At 52.9% G+C, this 21,236-nt stretch carries 14 protein-coding genes; 6 read left to right on the plus strand and 8 right to left on the minus strand.

Annotated elements, in window-relative coordinates:
- Positions 1 to 40 precede the first annotated feature (40 nt).
- Entirely contained in the window at positions 41 to 1,693 is a 1,653-nt protein-coding gene (locus FDX19_RS24540; RefSeq protein ID WP_137384754.1) for a sulfatase-like hydrolase/transferase, read from the minus strand.
- A 614-nt stretch (positions 1,694 to 2,307) separates the two neighbouring features.
- Entirely contained in the window at positions 2,308 to 4,587 is a 2,280-nt protein-coding gene (maeB, locus tag FDX19_RS24545) for an NADP-dependent oxaloacetate-decarboxylating malate dehydrogenase (RefSeq protein ID WP_137384755.1), read from the minus strand.
- Positions 4,588 to 4,867: 280 nt separating this feature from the next.
- On the opposite strand from maeB, the gene tkt reads away from it, so the two are divergent.
- The gene (gene tkt / locus FDX19_RS24550) at positions 4,868 to 6,862 is read left to right on the plus strand and encodes a transketolase (protein WP_137384756.1); all 1,995 of its coding nucleotides are present in this window, start codon (positions 4,868 to 4,870) and stop codon (positions 6,860 to 6,862) included.
- 82 nt (positions 6,863 to 6,944) lie between these two features.
- Here tkt and FDX19_RS24555 read toward each other — a convergent pair whose 3' ends face one another.
- From FDX19_RS24555 to aegA, 3 genes are all read right to left on the minus strand, one after another.
- Entirely contained in the window at positions 6,945 to 7,988 is a 1,044-nt protein-coding gene (locus FDX19_RS24555) for a DUF1176 domain-containing protein (protein ID WP_137384757.1), read from the minus strand.
- Between the two features lie 124 nt (positions 7,989 to 8,112).
- Entirely contained in the window at positions 8,113 to 8,688 is a 576-nt protein-coding gene (gene nudK, locus FDX19_RS24560; protein WP_137384758.1) for a GDP-mannose pyrophosphatase NudK, read from the minus strand.
- A gap of 67 nt (positions 8,689 to 8,755) precedes the next feature.
- On the minus strand, positions 8,756 to 10,735 hold the full coding sequence (gene aegA, locus FDX19_RS24565) for a formate-dependent uric acid utilization protein AegA (protein ID WP_137384759.1): 1,980 nt from the start codon (positions 10,733 to 10,735) through the stop codon (positions 8,756 to 8,758).
- Between the two features lie 264 nt (positions 10,736 to 10,999).
- Here aegA and narQ point away from each other — a divergent pair, with 264 nt between their 5' ends.
- Both narQ and acrD read left to right on the plus strand, forming a co-directional pair.
- The gene (narQ, locus tag FDX19_RS24570) at positions 11,000 to 12,697 is read left to right on the plus strand and encodes a nitrate/nitrite two-component system sensor histidine kinase NarQ (protein WP_137384760.1); all 1,698 of its coding nucleotides are present in this window, start codon (positions 11,000 to 11,002) and stop codon (positions 12,695 to 12,697) included.
- A 183-nt stretch (positions 12,698 to 12,880) separates the two neighbouring features.
- The gene (gene acrD / locus FDX19_RS24575) at positions 12,881 to 15,994 is read left to right on the plus strand and encodes a multidrug efflux RND transporter permease AcrD (RefSeq protein WP_137384761.1); all 3,114 of its coding nucleotides are present in this window, start codon (positions 12,881 to 12,883) and stop codon (positions 15,992 to 15,994) included.
- A gap of 74 nt (positions 15,995 to 16,068) precedes the next feature.
- On the opposite strand, the gene ypfM is transcribed toward acrD, so the two are convergent.
- Complete coding sequence (ypfM, locus tag FDX19_RS24580; protein ID WP_001386977.1) at positions 16,069 to 16,128, minus strand: protein YpfM; 60 nt, start codon at positions 16,126 to 16,128, stop codon at positions 16,069 to 16,071.
- Between the two features lie 388 nt (positions 16,129 to 16,516).
- On the opposite strand from ypfM, the gene FDX19_RS24585 reads away from it, so the two are divergent.
- The 3 genes from FDX19_RS24585 (at position 16,517) to FDX19_RS24595 (ending at position 18,354) form a co-directional block, all read left to right on the plus strand.
- Positions 16,517 to 16,891, plus strand: a complete 375-nt coding sequence (locus tag FDX19_RS24585; protein WP_137384762.1) for an ArsC family reductase — start codon at positions 16,517 to 16,519, stop codon at positions 16,889 to 16,891.
- 107 nt (positions 16,892 to 16,998) lie between these two features.
- The gene (gene dapE / locus FDX19_RS24590; RefSeq protein ID WP_137384763.1) at positions 16,999 to 18,126 is read left to right on the plus strand and encodes a succinyl-diaminopimelate desuccinylase; all 1,128 of its coding nucleotides are present in this window, start codon (positions 16,999 to 17,001) and stop codon (positions 18,124 to 18,126) included.
- Between the two features lie 27 nt (positions 18,127 to 18,153).
- A complete protein-coding gene (locus FDX19_RS24595; RefSeq protein WP_003835080.1) occupies positions 18,154 to 18,354 on the plus strand; it encodes a YpfN family protein in 201 nt (66 codons plus the stop codon).
- Positions 18,355 to 18,446: 92 nt separating this feature from the next.
- Here the strand turns inward: FDX19_RS24595 and ypfH are convergent, their stop codons facing one another.
- Complete coding sequence (ypfH, locus tag FDX19_RS24600) at positions 18,447 to 19,145, minus strand: esterase (RefSeq protein WP_137384764.1); 699 nt, start codon at positions 19,143 to 19,145, stop codon at positions 18,447 to 18,449.
- Between the two features lie 73 nt (positions 19,146 to 19,218).
- On the minus strand, positions 19,219 to 21,234 hold the full coding sequence (locus tag FDX19_RS24605; RefSeq protein ID WP_137384765.1) for a tRNA(Met) cytidine acetyltransferase TmcA: 2,016 nt from the start codon (positions 21,232 to 21,234) through the stop codon (positions 19,219 to 19,221).
- Positions 21,235 to 21,236 lie beyond the last annotated feature (2 nt).

Below are 21,236 nucleotides of genomic sequence, written 5' to 3' on the forward strand. Positions count from 1 at the left end.
AACCGGCTGCATAAGAAGCCGGTTATCTACTGAATACAACTTAGAGTTTAATCTGCACTTTAGGCGGATATTTTTTCAGAATTTCCATGTAGTTATGGGCCTCATCCTGTAAAGGTACCCCCATCGGAATATGGCGTACGCCAACGCTTTCATCTTCCTGCGGATTGGTATAGAGGTTAAACATCATCGCTCCTGCCGTTTTCATCACTGCGCCTGTGAAGCCGCCCTGATAGCCAGTTTGCGTGAAAGCGAAAGGCTGCTGGATAAGCAGATGATATTTAAATTCATCGATACGAACCGCCGAAAGCTCACCATTGAGAAAGTAGTGTTCTGTTTTACGGTTTGATTGCCCGTCTTTACCGATAAAGAAAGATGCCTGGTCAACGCCATCAATAAAGGTTTTTTCAGGGACCAGTTTCGCCAGTTCCGCACCCGGATGGCCTGCCAGTGAAAGACTGGTCGGGAACAAATCCGCCAAATCCACAATCCCGTCGGATCGACGCGGTTGGATCATTCCCTTCCAGTAAACAAACGTCGGCACGCGCACCCCACCTTCCCACGTTGAGCCTTTCGCGCCACGGAACGGCGTGCGGCCATGTGGCGGCACTTCCGCTTCCGGGCCGTTATCGGAGGTAAAGACGATCAGTGTATTATCCAGTTGGCCGCTGGTCTCCAGCGCTTTGTACAGGTTGGCAAAGACGTCATTCATCTCCACCATACAATCGCTGTAGGAAGTGCGTGCTGGCGAGCGCCCGGCATAATGGGCATTCGGATAGTTATCAAAATGGCAGCCGCGCGTCCCGTAATACAGGAAGAACGGCTTGTCTTTCTTCGCCATGCTGTCGATAAACTCAACGCCGTATTTCATCCAACGCTGGTCCAGATCTTCCATATACTTCGGCGTGATTTCGGCTACAGCTTCCTGCTTGCCTCCGCGTACCGCATGGACATCATTTTTATCGAACGGCAGATTCTGAATATACTGGCTACGGGCAGGACTTAGCGCCACTTCCGGGTTCACATTCGGATCGCGCCATTCGGTGTACATGTCGGAGACGGAGTTAAAACCGCGGAAATCGTCAAAACCGACGTTTTGCGGCTGCGAACCGGTATTCTCACCCATGTGCCATTTACCGATGGCTTGCGTGATATAGCCTTGATCGTGCAACAGTTGCGGTAGCGTGGTCAGTCCTTCAAGACCGCCTGGCATACCGTACATTGGCGGCATTAAAATTCCATGATGAACGGAGTATTGCCCGGTCATGATCGTCGCACGAGTTGGAGAGGAACTCGGCTGCGAATAGGCCGAGGTCAGGACTAATCCCTGATTTGCGACGGCATCGATATCCGGCGTCGGGTTACCCACGGCCTCCCCTCCCCCGTTAAAACCGACATCCATCCAGCCGACGTCATCAAGAATGAACACCACAATATTAGGCTTTTTGCCCGTTTTCTTTTCTAACTCAGCCAGCTTCTGCCGCGTATCTTTATCCTGTGCAGGATGAGACATGACCGGCATCAAGTTGTCAGCAATTTTTGTCGTTGGCGTAACAAGGTATTGATTGGGGTGGTCATAACCCGCATGTCCATCCTGGGAAGTCGCAACGGCGGGGGTATCTGCCGCGCTGGCGGTCAATGGGATCGCTGCGGCAATAGCTATTGCAAGCAGCCTTGGAGAAAATACTAAATCCATAAGAATAAGCTCCCTCATTTTTGTTCCCCAAAGGGGATGAGACAACAGCCATGCTAAATAATGACTTTAGCCATATTTATCGTCATAACTTACTGGGTATTATTGAATTCAATGTAACTGTACCAGTTACATTGAACATTACTGGCAACACGCTGGAAATCATCATGATTTCAGTTACGTCATTTCAATACTACCTCGACATCACCTTTGTAAATGCTATTACGTTAGCAATTCTCTCTGGCCATCAATACAAGTATCAACACTGTGAATAAAATTATTTCATCTGTTACATCACCGTTCTATTAAATTTTAATAAACAACTTATAATTAATTGTATTAAAATGAATTTCACCACCAACCACAATCCACGCACTTCATACAAAACACAAAGCAATATAATCAATGAATATATTATTAAAATTTTCTTACAAAAAATATGATAAAAACCATTTCATAAAAAATAAATCAGAGAAATGAATCCATTAGTCTCTAATAAATGAAAATATGGAATGATTAATATCGCGCATTGATAAAATCAAGATTTGAATAATGATAAAATCAGAGAAAAAGAGAAGTGAAGTAAAGGTGCGGGAGAGTTCCCGCACCAGTATATATTACAGCGGTTGAGTTTGTGCTTCGACAACCGCCAGCGCCACCATATTCACGATACGACGAACAGAGGCGATCGGCGTTAATACATGAACGGGTTTCGCCACGCCCATCAGCACCGGGCCAACCGTTACACCTTCAGAGCTGGAAACGCGTAGTAAGTTGTAACTAATACGCGCCGCTTCCATATTCGGCATCACCAGAATATTGGCGGAGCCTTTCAGCGGACTGTCCGGCATCCGATCATTACGAATGCTTTCTACCAGCGCGGCGTCGCCGTGCATCTCACCGTCGATCATCAGCTCAGGCGCACGCGCCTTAATCAGCTCCAGCGCGTCGCGCATTTTGCTGGCGGATGGGCAATTGGAAGAGCCAAAGTTAGAGTGCGACAGCAACGCCACTTTCGGTTCGATACCGAAGCGACGCACGGTTTCAGCCGCCATCACGGCGATTTCAGCCAATTGCTCCGGCGTAGGATCGTCGTTGACGTAGGTATCGGCAATAAAGGTGTTGCCGCTTGGCAGCAGCAGCGCGTTCATCGCCCCCGCCGTATGCACACCGTCACGGTGACCGAATACGGCTTGCACCACGCTGAAATGCTCGTGATAGTCGCCAATTGTGCCGCAGATCATCGCATCCGCTTCACCACGTTGAACCATGATCGCGCCGATCACCGTGGTGTTGGCAATCACCGCACGCTGCGCCTGCTCCTGGGTGATCCCCCGGCGCTTCATGATCTGGTAATACTCGCTCCAGTATTCTTTGAAGCGCGGATCGGATTCATTGTTGACGATCTCAAAATCAACACCGGCTTTGATCTGCAGCCCCAGCTTCTGGATGCGCATTTCGATAACACTCGGACGACCAATCAGGATCGGCTTCGCCAGACCTAAGGTGATCAATTCCTGCGTTGCATGCAGTACACGCGCTTCTTCCCCTTCCGTCAGCACCACGCGCTTCGGCGCTTTACGTGCCAGCGAGAAAATCGGCTTCATGAACAGGTTGGTTTTGTAGACGAACTCACTCAGCTTATCGATGTAAGCATCAAAGTCAGTAATCGGACGCGTCGCCACGCCGGAATCCATCGCCGCTTTCGCTACCGCTGGCGCGATTTTGACAATCAGACGTGGGTCAAACGGTTTAGGAATGATGTATTCCGCGCCAAAGCTCAGATCCTGATCGCCGTAAGCCGAAGCCACGACTTCGCTCTGTTCAGCATGCGCCAGTTCCGCAATCGCGTGTACCGCAGCCAGTTTCATCTCTTCGTTGATGGCGGTAGCACCCACATCCAGCGCACCACGGAAGATGAACGGGAAGCACAGGACGTTGTTGACCTGGTTCGGGTAGTCGGAACGACCGGTACAGATGATGGCATCAGACCGGACTTCTTTCGCCAACGGCGGCAGGATTTCCGGCTCCGGGTTGGCGAGTGCGAGGATCATCGGCGCACGGGCCATTTTCTTGACCATTTCCTGAGTCAATACTTTCGGACCCGAGCAGCCGAGGAAAATGTCTGCACCGTCAATCACGTCATCCAGCGTACGCTTACCGTCATCTACCACCGCATAAGCCGCTTTGGTTTCCGCCATATTCGGCTCGCGGTCTTTGTAAATCACGCCTTTGGAGTCGCAGACCACAATGTTGTGCTTCTGCATACCCAGCGCCACCAGCAGGTTCATACAGGCAATCGCCGCAGCACCTGCACCAGACACCACCATGCGCACATCAGAAATATTCTTCTCTACCACCCGCAGACCGTTAAGAATTGCGGCCGTACTGATAATCGCAGTGCCGTGCTGGTCATCATGGAATACCGGAATATTCATGCGCTCACGCAGCTTTTGCTCAATGTAGAAACATTCTGGCGCTTTGATGTCTTCGAGGTTGATACCGCCAAACGTAGGTTCGAGGGCCGCCACGACATTGATAAATTTATCCGGATCGAGTTCATCGACTTCAATATCGAACACGTCAATTCCGGCGAATTTCTTAAACAGAACGCCTTTACCTTCCATCACGGGTTTACCGGCCAGCGCACCGATGTTACCCAGCCCCAGCACCGCAGTACCGTTAGAGATAACCGCCACAAGGTTGCCACGCGCGGTATATTTGTAGGCTGCCAGCGGGTCTTTTTCAATTTCAAGGCACGGTGCAGCTACGCCCGGCGAGTAGGCCAGTGCAAGATCGCGCTGTGTCGCCAGCGGCTTGGTCGGAGAAACCTGGATTTTACCGGGTACTGGAAATTCGTGGAAATCGAGGGCGCTTTGTTTTAACTGGTCATCCATCTTATTGTTCCTTTCACGTATCTATCAAAAAAGTGGCGCGGGTAACCATTCTGCTGAGCCGCACATTATCACCTCAGTCAGCGGCACAAACTTTGAAGGCCTCCAAACTCTCACCATTCAAAGAAAGAATTTGTTATCAATTTATAACAGCTATGTTACCTGCTTAAGCCAGCAATACCATGCCTGTCTGCTATGCTTTTTGCTGACAACGCCCGCAATTTTCCCAAAAGTGTGAATCACAACACGCATCTAACGCTTTACTTTTCAAGGAGTATTTCCTATGACCCGTAAAGAGCTTGCCAATGCCATTCGTGCGCTGAGTATGGATGCCGTCCAAAAAGCTAACTCTGGCCATCCCGGCGCACCGATGGGCATGGCCGATATTGCTGAAGTGCTGTGGAACGATTTTCTCCACCACAACCCGACCGACCCCAGTTGGTACGATCGTGACCGATTTATCCTGTCCAACGGTCATGCCTCTATGTTGCTCTACAGCCTGCTACACCTTTCCGGCTACGATCTGCCGTTAGAAGAGTTAAAGAATTTCCGCCAACTGCACTCGAAGACGCCAGGGCATCCGGAAATTGGCTACACACCGGGCGTGGAAACCACCACGGGTCCACTGGGTCAGGGACTCGCAAACGCGGTTGGGATGGCCATAGCTGAACGGACGCTGGCTGCACAGTTTAATCAGCCGGATCACGAAATTGTCAGTCACTTCACCTACGTCTTTATGGGTGACGGCTGTCTGATGGAAGGGATTTCTCACGAAGCCTGCTCACTGGCGGGCACGCTGGGGCTGGGTAAGCTGATCGGTTTCTACGATCACAACGGTATCTCGATTGATGGCGAAACCAAAGGCTGGTTTACCGACGATACCGCGAAACGCTTTGAAGCTTATCACTGGCATGTGGTGCACGAGATTGACGGCCACGACCCTGAAGCCGTGAAGCAAGCGATTGTGGAAGCACAGCGCGTTACCGATAAGCCGTCGCTGATTATTTGTCGGACGGTGATTGGTTTTGGCTCCCCCAATAAGGCAGGAAAAGAAGAAGCGCACGGTGCCGCGCTGGGTGAACAAGAAGTGGCGTTGACCCGTCAGAAACTGGGCTGGCATCACCCGGCCTTTGAGATCCCGAAAGAAATTTACCGGGCATGGGATGCACGCGAAAAAGGGGAAAAAGCGCAACAGAACTGGAATGCGAAATTCGCGGCTTACCAACACGCATACCCGGAACTGGCAGCAGAGTTTACCCGCCGGATGCGCGGCGAACTCCCCGACGAATGGGAAAAAACAACCCAGAAATACATTACCGAACTGCAGGCTAATCCGGCCAAAATCGCCAGCCGCAAAGCTTCGCAAAATACACTGAATGCCTACGGGCCAATACTTCCTGAACTGCTGGGTGGTTCGGCAGATCTCGCGCCCAGCAACCTGACTATCTGGAAAGGCTCTGCATCCCTGAAAGAAGATCCCGCCGGCAATTATATTCACTACGGCGTGCGTGAGTTTGGCATGACCGCCATTGCCAACGGCATCGCTCATCACGGTGGTTTTGTGCCGTACACGGCGACCTTCCTGATGTTTGTCGAGTATGCGCGTAACGCCGCACGCATGGCGGCACTCATGAAAGCCAGGCAGATTATGGTCTATACCCATGACTCGATTGGCCTGGGAGAAGATGGGCCGACGCACCAGGCCGTCGAACAACTCGCCAGCCTGCGCCTGACACCTAACTTCAGCACCTGGCGCCCGTGCGATCAGGTGGAGACAGCGGTCGGCTGGAAACTGGCGGTGGAGCGTCATGACGGACCCACGGCGTTGATCCTCTCCAGACAGAATCTGGCACAGATTGAACGTACACCCGAGCAGGTGAAGCAGATTGCCCGCGGTGGCTATGTGCTGAAAGACGGTGGAGGAAAACCCGATGTCATCCTGATTGCTACAGGTTCAGAAATGGAAATTACATTGCTGGCGGCGGAAAAACTGACCGGTGAAGGCCGCAATGTCCGCGTAGTTTCACTGCCCTCAACGGATATTTTCGACGCCCAGGATGAGGCTTACCGGGAATCGGTTCTGCCGGCAAACGTGAGCGCACGCGTGGCAGTAGAAGCGGGTATTGCCGACTACTGGTACAAATACGTCGGCCTGAAAGGGGCTATTGTCGGCATGACGGGATATGGAGAATCCGCCCCGGCGGACAAGCTGTTTCCGTTCTTCGGCTTTACGGTGGAGAACATTGTCGACAAAGCGCATAAGGTGCTGAACACCTGATGGCGATGCTCACGCGTCTTATCAGGCCTACGAAATCTATCACCATCAGGCCGTATAAGGCGCTGTCGCATCCGGCATTAAATTAACGCGTGATCCACAGCGTGGGCCAGGCATCTGGTCCATGCCAGTTATCACAGCTTGGCTCTTGTGCGTAACGCACCAAACGAAAGCGCTGGCCGTCAAACCGCCAGCGTGTCTGGATCCCGCAGTCCGATAAACCTCGCCCTTTGGCGAGAGTGACCAACTCACGAGATTTCTCGTCAAACGTGGCATTGGTCAGCTCCATGTCGGTACTGTCTGCATCGGTTTTAAATGGCAGGCTCAGACGTACAGCGCGAGAGGTAAACGGCGTGGTTCGAGAAACGGTCCATGCCAGATCGATGGTGTTGTATGCCCCTGCTTCGCAGCCGATCATCAGCAGAGCTTTGTCGTCCGTTAAGGCGAAAACCCGCATCTCACGACGCATAGGATCGAGTGAACAGCGGATGCCATTGATCCGCCAGTTGCCATAATCCAACAGCTCGCTACGCTCCTGTTGAGTGAGTGGCGTTGGCGTGGAATTAACCACCGCCACACCTTTCAGCGCAGGAGCCGGTGGAACGCTGAGCGGCGGCTCGTCTCCTTTCTCAATCCAGGCGGTTTCGCTACCGACGCGCTTTTGTTGCGCATCAATAAACAACAATGCTGCTTTCAGCCCAGACAGAGACAGCGTTTGCGTACCTTTCTGCAGGGTAATGGCTTTCGCATCCTGCACAGTTTGTAAAAATGTCCCGATGGTAGCCGGATCATCCGTCATCAAATGCCAGGGCGTAACACGCCAGTGTTCACCGGCCAATAGGAGTGGCGCGCCGTCCAGCAGCAAGCGCGGCGCAATATCGGCCTCTTTGACATCAGGAGAATCCATACCGCCCAGTTCAATACGCAACACGGCATCGGTATGCGCCCCGGCACTGCGGCTCAGGGTCATCACCAGGCCGTGATGATCTCCCGTATTTCGCGCCACGCAGAAGTTTTGATTGTTGCAGGTCACCTGCCAATCAGAAAATGCCTGCTGCGCAGGCGCCGCCCACAGCAAGCGGGCCGGTAGCAGGCCGAGCAGGAACACGAAAATAATGCGATAGCGCATGGACGGTACAACCCCAAAATCAAAACACACAGCCCAGGCGGTATCTTCCTTGCGCGACTGATGAGGCTCAATAAGAATCGTCGGATTGGCCTGTATCTTTGTAAAGAAATATAAACCCTGACCGCTAATCCATAAGATGCGACGATTGCAGGTAGTTAAGTAACAGCACCGTTTTCCCGTCGCGAATCTCACCCGTTTTGATCATCGATAGTGCCTGTTCAAAAGGCAATTCCAGTACTTCAATATCCTCATCTTCAATACCGCCACCCGCATTTGCCCGTTGGCTGTCACTGTATTGCGCGATAAAAAAGTGAATGATCTCCGTCACGCCGCCCGGGGACATATATAACTCAAAAATTTTCCGTGCTTCGCCCACTTCAAAGCCGGTCTCTTCAATGGCTTCTTTACGAATGCAAACTTCCGGCTCATCGTTGTCCAGCAACCCGGCGCAGGCTTCAATCAGTTGTCCACTTTCATTGCCGTTGACCCAGGTCGCAATACGAAACTGACGAGTCAGCACGACGGTTTTTTTCTCTGGGTTATACAGTAAAACTGTGGCGCCGTTACCGCGATCGTAAACCTCACGTTTGTGGCGAATGACCTCGCCATTGCTGCGGGTCAGGTCATAGGTGATATTGCGCAGGATGAAGTAGTTATCAGAAAGGACTTTATCTTTGATGAGGGTAATTTTTTGCGACATACCGGCTCCACAGCAAGAAGTGAGAAATAATACTACGCCGTGAAACCGGGTTTGTCTTGACCTTAGGCTAGTGAGATTTGACTGATTTTACACCCAGCCAGTCAATGATGCCCTGTGCGGCATGTCGCCCTTCCGCCATCGCAGTAACGACCAGATCCGCACCGCGAACTGCATCACCACCCGCAAAGATTTTCGGATTGCTGGTTTGATAACGGTATGCGCTTTCAACATCAGCGGCAATGCGCCCCCAGTTATCAACCTTAACGCCATGCGACTCCAGCCACGGCATGCCGTGTGGGTGAAAACCAAACGCCATGATCACCGCATCAGCGGGCATGACAAACTCACTCCCGGCGATGGGAACCGGGCGACGACGGCCCTGCGCATCCGGTTCGCCAAGCTGAGTACGTAAAAAACGTACACCGCTGACGCGTCCATCGGCATGCAACACCAGCTCAACCGGCTGGACGTTAAATTCGAAATTAGCCCCCTCTTCACGCGCGTTCTTCACCTCTTTTTTCGAGCCCGGCATGTTGGCCTCATCACGGCGATAAGCGCAGGTCACCTGACTCGCTCCGTGACGTAACGCGGTTCGGACGCAGTCCATCGCCGTATCGCCGCCGCCCAGCACAACCACGTTCAATCCTGCGGTATCGATAAACGGCTCTTCAGGCAGTTCCTCCAGCCCCATCACCTGCTTGGTGTTGGCAATCAGGAACGGCAGCGCATCATAAACGCCCGGCGCATCTTCATTTGGCAGATCGGCTTTCATCGAACGATAGGTACCAACTCCCACAAATACGGCGTCGTAATCGTCCAGCAGCGAGGAGAGCGCCACGTCTTTACCCACTTCGCAGTTAAGTTCGAAATGAATACCCATGGCGCTAAAGATTTCACGGCGGCGCGCCAGCAACGATTTGTCCAACTTGAAAGCCGGAATGCCAAACGTCAGCAAGCCGCCAATTTCTGGATGACGATCGAACACGGTAGCGCTGATGCCGTTTCGCGCTAACACATCCGCGCAGGCCAGACCGGCCGGACCTGCGCCAATAATAGCGACACGTTTATCGACTTTCTGCACATGGCTAAGGTCGGGTCGCCATCCTTTGCTCAGCGCACGGTCAGAAATATAACGTTCAATATTGCCGATAGTCACCGCACCATGTTCGTTCCGCACCGTGCAGGCCCCTTCGCACAGTCGGTCCTGTGGACAGACGCGCCCGGTCACCTCCGGCAGGCAGTTAGTCTGGTGAGAAAGTTCTACCGCCGCATCAATGTTCCCGGCTTTGACCAGTTCAATCCACTGCGGGATGTGGTTATGCAGCGGGCAGGTCCATTCACAAATACTGTGCTCGCCGCATTTCAGGCAACGAGACGCTTCCCGCTCCGCCTGCGCCGTACGAAATGGCAGGTATATTTCATCAAAGCTGGTTTTGCGGGCTTCTATCGCCAATTTATCCGGTTCACCGCGCGGCGGCGTCGCCTGCATCTGCTCACGCCTGGTGAGCTGATGGGGCGTAAAATCGGTCGCGCTGGCATGCCAGGGCTGACTTTCTAGGCTCGCCGTACGCAGCCGACGTGCTTTTGATAATCCGGTAAGCGAGCTTTCCGTCACCAGTTGTAACGCCTGCGCCGGACAGTTCTCCACACAAGCCGGGCCCTCTTCACGCCCCTGACACAGGTCGCATTTGTGCGCCGTTGCTTTTACCTTTCCTTTAGCGACAGGAGTAAGTACGATCTGCATCGTACCAAAAGGACAGGCAACGACGCACGATTTGCAGCCAATACACTTTTGCGCATTCACCTGAACGCTGTCGTGCTCATGACTAATGGCCCCATTCGGGCAACTTCTGGCGCAAGGGGCATCTTCGCAGTGGTGGCAGGTGACTGCACTGCGCTGTTGCTGATGCTTGATGACGGTAATTCGGGGCTGAAAATGCCGTTGGCTCAGGACATGTTGCTCGTCATTGTGGGCCATGACACAGGCGACCTCACAGGCGTGGCATCCCAGGCACTGTTGGCTATTGACCATAATAAAACGATTCATGGCTTCCTTCTTTTTTGGTTGCGAAAACCTTATTCTTTATATGACTGTTGTTATTAACCGACCCTGAAGAGGGCGGCAATGTTCATTTGCCCAGGAAGCACAACTATTTATCCAGAACCTGTGGCAGATCAATTTATTTCATCGAATATGAAATTGTGTTTCATTTAACGTTCAGTTTCATGATTACTTTTTTAACATTTATCAAATACGCTGAATCGTTCAGGTTGAGTCGGAGCGTGGCGTGAATTGTGTGAGGGTGCGCAAGTGACGGTAAAGCGTCCGGTCTCGGCCAGCCTGGCTAAGGCTTTTTTCTATATAGTGTTGCTGTCGATTCTCTCAACGGGTATTGCACTGCTTACGCTGACCAGCAGCTTGCGCGATGCCGAAGCCATCAACGTTGCTGGCTCATTGCGCATGCAAAGCTATCGTCTGGGTTACGATCTACAAAGCCAAAGCCCACAGCTCAACGCCCACCGCCAGCTTTTCCAGCAGGCGCTAAACTCACCGGCACTTCAGAATCTGAATGCGTGGTATGTGCCGCAAGCGGTAAAAATCCGCTATGGACGTCTGCATGCTAACTGGCTGGAAATGAACGCCCGTCTGATCGATGGCGACTTGCAGTGGTATCAGTCCAATATCAACAACTACGTCGATCAAATTGATCTCTTCGTGCTGGCGTTGCAGCATTATGCCGAGCGCAAGGTGATGCTGGTTTTTGGCATATCGCTGGCGGGAGGGATCGGCATCTTCACCCTCGTCTTCTTTACGCTACGGCGTATTCGCCAGCAGGTCGTGCGCCCGCTGAATAAGCTGGTGATGGCCAGCCAGCATATTGAACACGGTCGGTTTGATATCTCACCGCTGGATACACAACTCCCCAACGAACTGGGATTACTGGCGAAGACGTTTAGCCAGATGTCGAGTGAGTTGCATAAGCTGTACCGCTCGCTGGAAGCCTCCGTCGCCGAGAAAACCCACGATCTCCACGAAGCCAATCGCCGCCTGGAAGTGTTATATCAATGTTCCCAGGCACTGAATACCAGCCAGATTGACGTGTATTGCTTCCGCCATATTTTACAGATTGTCCGCGAACATGACGCCGCGTATTTCCTGGAGCTCACCGTCGGTGATAACTGGCGAATCAGCGAAGGAACGGCAAGCCCTGAACTGCCGATGCAGATCCTGCCCGTCACAATGCAAGATACGGTTTACGGTGAACTGCACTGGCAAAGCCCGAATGTGAATGCTTCCACGCCACTGCTCAACAGCGTATCAACGATGCTCGGGCGCGGGCTGTACTTCAACCAGGCGCAAAAGCACTTTCAGCAGTTGCTGCTAATGGAAGAGCGAGCAACCATCGCCCGCGAGCTGCACGACTCGCTGGCGCAGGTACTTTCTTATTTACGTATTCAGCTTACGCTACTAAAACGCGCTATTCCGCAGGATAACGTTCCGGCGCAAAGCATCATGGCGGACTTCTCCCAGGCGCTGAATGATGCTTACCGCCAACTGCGTGAGCTGCTTACCACCTTCCGCCTGACCTTACAGCAGGCCGATTTGCCTTCCGCCCTGCATGAAATGCTGGAAACGTTGCAAAATCAAACATCTGCTAAACTGACTCTCGATTGTCGGCTGCCAACACTGGCACTGGACGCGCAAATGCAGGTGCATCTGTTACAGATCGTCCGTGAAGCGGTGCTGAATGCCATTAAGCATGCCAATGCCAGCGAAATTGCGGTCAGTTGCGTGACCGCGCCGGATGGTAATCATACCGTTTATATCCGTGATAACGGTGTCGGCATCGGTGAGCCTCATGAGCCTACGGGGCACTACGGTCTGAATATCATGCGTGAGCGCGCAGAGAGGCTCAGCGGTACGTTGACCTTCTCGCAACCTTCCGGAGGAGGCACGCTGGTGAGCATCAGCTTTCGGTCGGCAGAGACCGACAGTCAGCTAACCTAAAGAACAGCAAAGCGTCGGAAAGCCTGAATTCAGGCCTGACGGCGTTGGCACAAAAGGTACGCTGTAAACGGGCATGATAATTTACATTATCTTCTTTTTTTCTCCACGTTTGCCCCGTACCTTGCCGCTACAGTAAGCAAGTCATACGCATAAATATACGCAGAAACACGAGGTCCCCTTTTAATGGCGAATTTTTTCATCGATCGCCCCATTTTTGCCTGGGTGTTAGCTATCCTGTTGTGCCTGACGGGAGCCCTGGCTATTTTTTCGCTGCCCGTTGAGCAATATCCCGACCTGGCACCGCCAAACGTGCGGGTTACCGCAAACTATCCAGGCGCATCTGCACAAACCCTGGAAAACACGGTGACCCAGGTTATCGAGCAGAACATGACGGGTCTCGACAATCTGATGTATATGTCATCCCAAAGCAGCGGAACTGGTCAGGCGACGGTGACGCTTAGCTTCGTTGCCGGGACCGATCCTGATGAAGCTGTACAGCAGGTGCAAAACCAGCTGCAATCGGCGATGCGTAAACTGCCACAGGCGGTACAGGATCAGGGTGTTACGGTGCGAAAAACCGGGGATACCAATATTCTGACCATCGCTTTTGTGTCTACCGATGGCTCAATGGATAAGCAAGATATTGCCGACTACGTGGCAAGTAATATTCAGGACCCGCTTAGCCGTATTAACGGTGTGGGGGATATTGATGCTTACGGTTCACAGTATTCCATGCGTATCTGGCTCGATCCGGCCAAACTTAACAGCTTCCAGATGACCGCCAAAGATGTGACTGACGCTATTGAGTCACAGAATGCGCAAATTGCGGTTGGGCAGCTTGGCGGTACGCCTTCGGTGGACAAACAGGCGCTGAACGCGACGATCAACGCGCAGTCGCTACTACAAACGCCGGAACAGTTCCGCGATATTACACTACGCGTTAACCAGGACGGCTCGGAGGTCAGATTAGGCGATGTGGCAACGGTCGAAATGGGGGCCGAGAAGTACGACTACCTTAGCCGCTTTAATGGCAACCCGGCTTCCGGTCTGGGGGTAAAACTGGCCTCTGGCGCCAATGAAATGGCAACAGCGGAACTGGTCATCAACCGCCTCGATGAGCTGTCGCAGTATTTTCCGCACGGGCTGGAATACAAGGTGGCCTATGAAACCACCTCCTTCGTCAAAGCGTCGATTATCGATGTGGTGAAAACGCTGCTCGAAGCGATCGCGCTGGTTTTCCTTGTGATGTACCTGTTCCTGCAAAATTTCCGTGCCACGCTGATTCCCACCATCGCCGTTCCTATCGTTTTGATGGGTACCTTCTCCGTGCTTTACGCCTTTGGCTACAGCGTTAACACCTTAACAATGTTTGCGATGGTGCTGGCGATCGGCCTGCTGGTTGATGACGCTATCGTGGTGGTGGAAAACGTCGAGCGTATTATGAGTGAGGAAGGTCTCTCACCACGTGAAGCGACGCGAAAATCGATGGGGCAAATCCAGGGCGCGCTGGTCGGTATCGCCATGGTGCTGTCGGCGGTCTTTATTCCAATGGCCTTCTTTGGCGGCACTACCGGGGCCATTTATCGCCAGTTCTCGATTACTATCGTCTCCGCGATGGTGCTGTCCGTTCTGGTGGCGATGATCCTCACCCCTGCCCTGTGCGCTACGCTACTTAAACCGCTGCATAAAGGTGAGCATCATGGTCAAACAGGCTTCTTCGGCTGGTTTAACCGCATGTTTAACCGCAACGCTGAGCGTTACGAAAAAGGCGTTGCTCGGATCCTGCATCGCAGCCTGCGCTGGATACTGATCTACGGACTGCTGCTTGGCGGGATGGTGTTCCTGTTCCTGCGCCTGCCAACGTCCTTCTTGCCGTTAGAAGACCGCGGGATGTTTACCACCTCGGTACAGTTGCCGAGCGGCTCCACGCAGCAGCAAACATTAAAAGTCGTTGAGGAAGTCGAGAAGTACTACTTCACCCACGAAAAAGACAACATTATGTCGGTCTTTTCCACGGTCGGTTCCGGCCCTGGCGGGAACGGTCAAAACGTGGCGCGTATGTTTGTCCGCTTAAAAGACTGGGATCAGCGCGACACCACTACCGGGACGTCTTTCGCCATTATCGAACGCGCGACCAAAGCCTTCAATAAGATTAAAGAAGCCCGCGTCTTCGCCAGTAGCCCTCCGGCCATCAGCGGTCTTGGTAGTTCCGCCGGTTTCGATATGGAATTACAGGACCACGCTGGTGCAGGCCATGACGCGTTAATGGCCGCACGCGACAAACTCATTGAGCTGGCCGGGAAAGACGCTTCACTGACCCGTGTTCGCCATAACGGTCTGGATGACAGTCCGCAACTGCAAATTGATATTGATCAGCGTAAAGCTCAGGCGCTGGGCGTTTCCATTGACGACATCAACGACACATTACAGACGGCGTGGGGCTCCAGTTACGTAAACGACTTTATGGACAGGGGACGTGTGAAGAAGGTTTACGTCCAGGCTGCGGCAAAATACCGCATGCTCCCGGACGATATTAACCTGTGGTATGTGCGCAATAGCAGCGGCGGCATGGTGCCGTTCTCCGCATTTGCCACTTCGCGCTGGGAAACCGGTTCACCGCGTCTGGAGCGATATAACGGTTATTCTGCTGTTGAAATTGTCGGCGAAGCCGCACCCGGAGTCAGTACTGGTACGGCAATGGACGTGATGGAGTCGCTGGTTCGCCAGTTACCAACCGGATTTGGCCTTGAATGGACGGCGATGTCGTATCAGGAACGGTTATCGGGATCTCAGGCTCCTGCCCTGTACGCCATTTCGCTGTTGGTCGTGTTCCTGTGTCTGGCTGCGCTGTATGAGAGCTGGTCGGTACCGTTCTCCGTTATGCTAGTCGTACCGTTGGGGGTCATTGGCGCGCTGCTGGCGACCTGGATGCGCGGTCTGGAAAACGACGTTTATTTCCAGGTTGGCTTATTAACAGTAATCGGGCTATCGGCGAAGAACGCGATACTGATTGTTGAATTCGCCAACGAGATGAACGAAAAAGGACACGACCTGCTCGACGCTACGCTGCATGCGTGTCGCCAACGTTTACGTCCGATTCTCATGACATCGTTGGCGTTTATCTTCGGGGTACTGCCGATGACAATCAGCAGCGGTGCTGGCTCCGGCGGTCAGCATGCGGTTGGGACCGGCGTAATGGGGGGGATGATTTCAGCCACCATTCTGGCGATTTTCTTCGTCCCGCTGTTCTTTGTGCTGGTGCGCAGACGCTTCCCGTTGAAGCCACGCCCAGAATAATCGGGAACAAAAAAGGCGACTTACGATGAGTCGCCTTTTTCATCCTTTTCAGGATATGAATTTCTTCCAGAAAATTATTTACGAAGCATCACTTCGATAAAGTCTTTCCAGTTCCCCAGTTCACGTTCAATCATAACGACCTCTCTTATTATTATGGGCATTCTACGAAATCATCCTCATTAAAAGAAGATAATTTAACCGATGGTTGTGATTACATCCTCCAGTGCCTGGGGTCATGTCATCACTATGCGCTATACCCATAAATTTTATGTGACTCACTGCAATATTTTGAAATATTCACACATAATCTACGACTTTGACAATTTTGATGGAAAAACAGACTGATGCAAACAGGCTAATTCTGAAATACCGATCGACGTGAAATTTTGGAACTTTCAGGAATCATTATTCACCGTTGTTCAACAATGTTATATTTTTCTATAACGAATGAATGACAATATGTATTATCAGAAACGCGAGAATACAAGAATAAGTATTCAAAATACGTTAATAAGGATTCACATGATCACCCTCTACGGCATTAAGAATTGCGATACAATTAAAAAGGCCCGACGCTGGCTGGAAACGCAGGGTATTGACTACCGCTTCCATGATTATCGTGTCGACGGTCTGGACAACGCGCTGTTACAGTCCTTTATCAGCGAGTTAGGCTGGGAGGCGCTGCTCAATATGCGGGGAACCACCTGGCGCAAACTGGATGAAGCAACGCGTAATCAAATCACGGATGCCACTGCTGCCGCCTCATTGATGATTGAAATGCCTGCAATTATCAAACGCCCATTGCTCTGCGCGCCGGGTAAGCCTATGCTGCTTGGTTTCAGTGAATCCAGTTATACTCAATGGATTTCGGGCAGCGGGAAGGCAACCAGCGAATGAGTAACAGGAGCTTACTAAAGTAAGTGACTGGAGTGAGTGAATGCCATCGCCGCACATGCAGCTTGAAAGATGACGAGTATTTGCAGTTTTTTAATGAGGTATAGTCTATGTCGTGCCCGGTTATTGAGCTGACACAGCAGCTTATTCGCCGCCCTTCCCTGAGCCCGGATGATGCCGGGTGCCAGGCGTTAATGATTGAACGTCTGCGTGCGGTAGGTTTTACCGTTGAGCGAATGGATTTTGGTGACACACAGAATTTTTGGGCATGGCGCGGAAAAGGTGAGACCCTGGCATTTGCCGGTCACACCGACGTAGTGCCCGCAGGCGATGTTGATCGGTGGATCAATCCGCCGTTTGAACCGACCATTCGCGACGGCATGCTGTTCGGGCGCGGTGCGGCCGATATGAAAGGTTCGCTGGCGGCAATGGTCGTAGCGGCAGAGCGATTTGTCGCCCAACATCCGAACCATCAAGGGCGTCTGGCATTTTTGATAACGTCTGACGAAGAAGCCAGCGCTAAAAACGGCACCGTGAAGGTCGTTGAAACGCTGATGGCGCGCAATGAGCGGCTGGATTATTGCCTGGTCGGTGAGCCGTCCAGCACCGAAATCGTCGGTGACGTAGTGAAAAATGGACGTCGTGGTTCCCTCACCTGCAACCTGACTATTCATGGCGTACAGGGGCATGTGGCCTATCCGCATCTGGCTGATAACCCGGTGCACCGGGCCGCGCCAATGCTCAATGAGCTGGTGGCGATTGAGTGGGATCAGGGCAATGAGTTCTTCCCGGCAACCAGCATGCAGATTGCCAATATTCAGGCAGGCACGGGCAGCAACAACGTCATCCCCGGCGAACTGTTTATTCAGTTCAACTTCCGTTTCAGCACCGAATTAAATGACGAAATGATTAAGTCGCGGGTACTGGAACTGTTGGACAAGCACCAACTGCGTTACACAGTAGACTGGTGGCTTTCCGGCCAACCGTTCCTGACTGAACGCGGTAAACTGGTGGATGCAGTGGTGAACGCCATTGAGCACTATAATGAGATTAAACCGCAGTTACTGACGACAGGCGGGACATCCGACGGGCGCTTTATTGCCCGCATGGGGGCACAGGTGGTGGAACTTGGGCCGGTCAATGCCACCATTCATAAAATAAATGAATGCGTCAATGCCGCCGACCTGCAGCTGCTTGCCCGTATGTATCAACGTATCATGGAACAACTCGTCGCCTGATGAGTGTTCCTGCAAGAGGAAATGAGCATGGACTGGCTGGCAAAATATTGGTGGATTTTAGTGCTGGTGTTTCTGGTGGGGGTACTGCTGAATGTGATCAAAGATCTTAAGCGTGTCGACCACAAGAAGTTTCTCGCCAATAAGCCGGAGCTTCCCCCGCATCGTGATTTTAACGATAAATGGGACGATGACGACGATTGGCCGAACAAGGATCAGCCGAAGAAATAATTTGTAGGCCGGATACCACATCTTACGTTGCTATCCGGCACTATCACTGACTGTCATGCCGGATGGCGGCTTCGCCTTATCCGGCCTACAGGTTAAATCATCTCAATCACATCATCATCGTGAGGCTTACCACCGCTCAGCGCTTCATCAAAGTAGTGCTTCGGCACGGTAAAACGCAGATGGTCGAGCGCAAACTGCATGCTGTGTTCATCAATGGCGTGCCCCAGATTTTCGACGATATCCAGCGTCACATCCCCACCTGCACGAATTAACGCTTCCTGCGCAGCAACGGCATGAGATAACTCAATCACCCGATCTTCACCGCCGTGAATCAAATGCACCGTGGTGGAGGTGGTAGCCGCTTCCGGCAAGGTGGCGTAACGACCATTAAAGGCGATGACCCGCGATGCCAGCCCCGGCTCCGCTTTGATACTCTCGAGTGACATAATCGCCCCCTGAGAAAAACCAATCAACGCGGTAGCCTGAGGTGACACACCACTCTGTTTCTGCCAATAGCGAACGGTTTCGATAAACACCGGCATGATGGCATCAATACGCGCCTGACGGTTCTCTTCCGTTACACCCTGAACAGAAAACCACTGACGCCCTCCGGCAGCGCCATAAGGCTCAGCGCCACCAATGCTGACAATCAGCGCGTCCGGAAACAGTGGTGCAAACCAGGAACCAATTTCGCCCATGGCTACCGGATTATCGCCGACGCCATGAAACAGCAACAGCAACTGTTGAGCGGGTTTATCGGGGCTTTGAACAACAAAATGGTCATGTTTCATGGCGATCTCCTTAACTGATGAGAATTATTCTACGCCGCTTAACCGCAATGACCATGCCAGGAAATTGAAGAAGTTAGTGAAAAAATTGCCATTGCATAATGCGATTACGTAACCGTTGCTGACGTTCGGTATCCAACTGCGCTAACGCCTGTGCCGCCTCTTCACGCTGAACCAGCAACAACGCTTTGCGCCCCGGGACCTTCAGCCGCTTGCACAATTCCGCGTCACTGCATTTTTCCTGTAAACGCCCACGCAGCGCCGGGAGAGGCTGTTCGCTGTGCTCAAGCAGACGGCTCAGGCAACCGAGTGATGTGAGTAACGGCCGATGCGCGAAGGCAAACCCTGCCAGCTCATCCCAGTCATCATCATTAAGCGTAGACGCTTTCAGTGGAACGACCGGGATACACTCATCATTCCATTGTGCGAGGATCGCCGCATCGCGACACAATCGCTGATGCTCCCGCTCAGCCAGACGCTGCCCGGCATCACTGATAGGAAGTAACGCCATTGCCGTATAGCACCCGCTGCTGGCTTCACGATGATTCCCCATCCGCACCAGGACAAAACCGCAGCGTTGCCAGAAACGCCATAGCTCAGCCGTATAACCAAAGCTGACGGACAAATAGTCACACTGCGAGGAATACTGATGGGCCTGCATAATCAGCTGTTGTCCAATACCTTCTCTTTGCCGCGCTGGATGAACCGCAATTCGGCTCACCCGCCGGCCAACCAGCGTTGCGGCCAGCGGATCGCTGCCATGCGCCGCCAGTGACTGCGCAACCAGATTGCCTCTTGGGCGACGATATCCCGCCCATACAGCCTGACTTAATTCTGCGGATAGTCCCCCCTCATCCACCAGCCAGACAGCGCCTGCAACAGCGTCCACGCCCGATGCCTGAAGAAAATGCTGCCCCGGCGCATCCATCATCCGGCGCAGATCCAGTGGTGAAGTGCGATAATGCGCGCCGGAAAGCAGTTGATATACCGCTAACGGCAGCGCCGGTTTTGTATGCCATGAGTGTTGCTCAAACACCGAGAAGTGCAGCTCCCCCAATGGGGCATGCGTAAACGTTTCGTCGTCAAACACCAGCGCATCGCTGACGATTTTTTCCAGCGGACATCCCTGCGCCCAGCGAATGGGTTGTTGCAACTCATAGCGTTGAAGATTGGGAAAGCGAGCGCAGAATTTCAACAAAAACCCTCTGCCGGTTCCCTCATAGCCCTGAACGGTTGTCGTTAACAGCGTGCGGGGAAAACGTGAAACCAGCTGGTGCAGAAGCGGCGCAGGAATAGCAGCAGCTTCATCAACAACGAGCCAGTCAGCCGTTTCAGCACTGGCTAACAGCGCGTCCGGCGCCATAAAGCAGTAGCGTTCCCCGGCAAATTGCGCCAGTATATCTGTTGCCGCTTTCGCCGGTGCGGTAACGATTGCCGTCCCCTTCATACGCGAAATCAACTGCCCGGCCAGCGCGGATTTGCCCCGACCACGCGCGGCGGTCACCGCAACCACACCCGGAGGCATATCCAGTAAATGATGTAAAATCTTCGCCTGTTCCGGCTGAGGATCGCCGTTTGCCGCCTGCCAGTCTGCTCGTACAGGAAAATGCGGATAGGATTTCGCCTGATGCTGTTGCCAGTGTAGCGTTTCCCCTTCACGAGCCACTGCTCGCCTGAAGTGTTCAACAAAGTGCGGTGTTGGGATAGGTTCAGCGCAGTCGCTCCAGCGCAGGGAATCCGCGTCCGGATGCGTGTGCCAGTCCTGCCAGGGTGGGGTCAGCAACACCAGCCAACTCCCGGCGCGGAGCGTGCCGCTGAGTGCGGCAAATGCCGCCGCGTCGAATCCCTGCCCGGCATCAAAAACGGCATGGCGAAATTCACGCCCTAACAGCGTCTGTAGCGCCTGGGGTGTGCAGTTCGGCTCAGCAGGGGCTGTTGCCCCCACCCACAGCCAGTCGCCCGGCAATGTATTGCGTAGCGCTAACGCTTGGGCCTGGCACCAGTTTTCTTCGCCGCTGATTATCAGCAGACGACGAATCCCTTCGCGGCTCATCTGTTCTGTGAGCGCACTCAGTGCTGCATTGTCAGACATCC

Source organism: Citrobacter sp. wls619 (assembly GCF_005281345.1).
Classification (GTDB): domain Bacteria; phylum Pseudomonadota; class Gammaproteobacteria; order Enterobacterales; family Enterobacteriaceae; genus Citrobacter.

Bases quoted from the DNA above. Each gene is read 5' to 3' on its own strand.
- FDX19_RS24540 (WP_137384754.1), bottom strand. From the start codon at position 1,693: ATGGATTTAGTATTTTCTCCAAGGCTGCTTGCAATAGCTATTGCCGCA.
- maeB (WP_137384755.1), bottom strand. From the start codon at position 4,587: ATGGATGACCAGTTAAAACAAAGCGCCCTCGATTTCCACGAATTTCCA.
- tkt (WP_137384756.1), top strand. From the start codon at position 4,868: ATGACCCGTAAAGAGCTTGCCAATGCCATTCGTGCGCTGAGTATGGAT.
- FDX19_RS24555 (WP_137384757.1), bottom strand. From the start codon at position 7,988: ATGCGCTATCGCATTATTTTCGTGTTCCTGCTCGGCCTGCTACCGGCC.
- nudK (WP_137384758.1), bottom strand. From the start codon at position 8,688: ATGTCGCAAAAAATTACCCTCATCAAAGATAAAGTCCTTTCTGATAAC.
- aegA (WP_137384759.1), bottom strand. From the start codon at position 10,735: ATGAATCGTTTTATTATGGTCAATAGCCAACAGTGCCTGGGATGCCAC.
- acrD (WP_137384761.1), top strand. From the start codon at position 12,881: ATGGCGAATTTTTTCATCGATCGCCCCATTTTTGCCTGGGTGTTAGCT.
- FDX19_RS24585 (WP_137384762.1), top strand. From the start codon at position 16,517: ATGATCACCCTCTACGGCATTAAGAATTGCGATACAATTAAAAAGGCC.
- dapE (WP_137384763.1), top strand. From the start codon at position 16,999: ATGTCGTGCCCGGTTATTGAGCTGACACAGCAGCTTATTCGCCGCCCT.
- FDX19_RS24595 (WP_003835080.1), top strand. From the start codon at position 18,154: ATGGACTGGCTGGCAAAATATTGGTGGATTTTAGTGCTGGTGTTTCTG.
- ypfH (WP_137384764.1), bottom strand. From the start codon at position 19,145: ATGAAACATGACCATTTTGTTGTTCAAAGCCCCGATAAACCCGCTCAA.
- FDX19_RS24605 (WP_137384765.1), bottom strand. From the start codon at position 21,234: ATGTCTGACAATGCAGCACTGAGTGCGCTCACAGAACAGATGAGCCGC.